The organism is Rhodococcus xishaensis (assembly GCF_004011825.1).
Classification (GTDB): domain Bacteria; phylum Actinomycetota; class Actinomycetes; order Mycobacteriales; family Mycobacteriaceae; genus Prescottella; species Prescottella xishaensis.
In genome coordinates, this window is record NZ_RKLO01000015.1 from 1 (window position 1) to 1454 (window position 1454).

At 69.1% G+C, this 1454-nt stretch carries 1 protein-coding gene; it reads left to right on the forward strand.

The window, feature by feature from the left end; genetic code table 11:
* A partial coding sequence (locus tag EGT50_RS16885) for an amino acid adenylation domain-containing protein (RefSeq protein WP_127955816.1) occupies positions 1-1454 on the forward strand: 1454 nt, incomplete at both ends.

The following is a 1454-nucleotide window of genomic DNA, read 5'->3' on the forward strand; positions in this document are numbered from 1 at the left end:
CGGTGGCGATGGGCCGGTCGGTGGAGATGCTGGTGGCGGTGTATGCGGTCGCGGTCGCCGGTGGCGGCTATGTGCCGGTCGATCCGGATCAGCCGGCCGACCGCAACGGTTACATCCTCGATACCGCGGATCCGGTGCTGGTGCTCTCGACCTCCCGGGACGGGTTCGATCCCGGTTCCGGTGTTCCTGTGGTGCATGTCGATTCGTTCGACGAGACCGGCCTGGCTGATGGCCCGGTCACCGATCGGGAGCGGGTGGCGCCGGTGCGGGCGTCGAACACCGCGTATGTGTTGTTCACGTCGGGGTCGACGGGCCGGCCGAAGGGCGTAGCGGTTGCGCACGGGTCGGTGGTGTCCCTGCTGGGGTGGATGCAGGCGGACTATCCGCTGGCGGCGGTGGATCGGGTGTTGCTCAAGACGCCGTTCACGTTCGATGCGTCGGTGTGGGAGTTGTTCTGGCCGTTGCAGGTCGGTGCGTCTGTGGTGGTCGCGGGCCGTGATGCGCATCGGGATCCGGTGGAGTTGGCGCGGGTGATCGGTGCGGAGTCGGTGTCGGTGGCGCAGTTCGTGCCGTCGGTGCTCGAGGCGACGGTCGAGTATCTCGATGCCGGGTCGGCGGGGTCGTTGTCGCGGGTGTTCTCCGGTGGTGAGGCGTTGGCGGCGCGGACGGTGGCGCGGCTGGGTGCGCTCACCGACGCGTCGGTGGTCAACGTGTACGGGCCGACGGAGACGACGGTGCAGGCCACCGCGTATGAGGTCACCGATGCGGATGCGGTGTCGGTGCCGATCGGTGGCCCGGTGGCGAACACCCGGGCGCTGGTGCTCGACGGCCGGCTGCATCCGGTGCCGGTGGGGGTGCCGGGTGAGTTGTATCTGGCCGGGGCCCAGTTGGCACGCGGGTACGCGGGCCGGGCGGATCTGTCGGCGGAGCGGTTCGTGGCCGATCCGTTCGGCGGTTCGGGTGAGCGGATGTATCGCACCGGGGATCTGGTGCGGTGGAGTGCGAACGGTGTGTTGGAGTATTTGGGGCGCACCGATTTCCAGGTGAAGCTGCGGGGTCTGCGGATCGAGCTCGGTGAGATCGAGGCCGCGCTGGTCGAACGCGACGACATCGCGCAGGCGGTGGTCCTGGTCCACGGCGAGCAGCTGATCGGCTACCTGGTGCCCACCCACGAGCCGATCGACGAGGCCGCGGTGCGGGCGGGCCTGTCCGGGTCGTTGCCGTCGTACATGGTGCCGTCGGTGTTCGTCGTCCTCGATGCGCTGCCGCTCAATGTCAACGGCAAGTTGGATCGGAAGGCGTTGCCGGCGCCGGTGGTGGAGGCCCGCGAGTTCCGGGCACCGACGACGCCGGTCGAGGAGATCGTGGCCGACACCTTCGCGGACGTGCTCGGTGTCGAGCGGGTCGGTTTGGATGACGAGTTCTTCGCCCTGGGCGGTAACTCGCTGATCGCG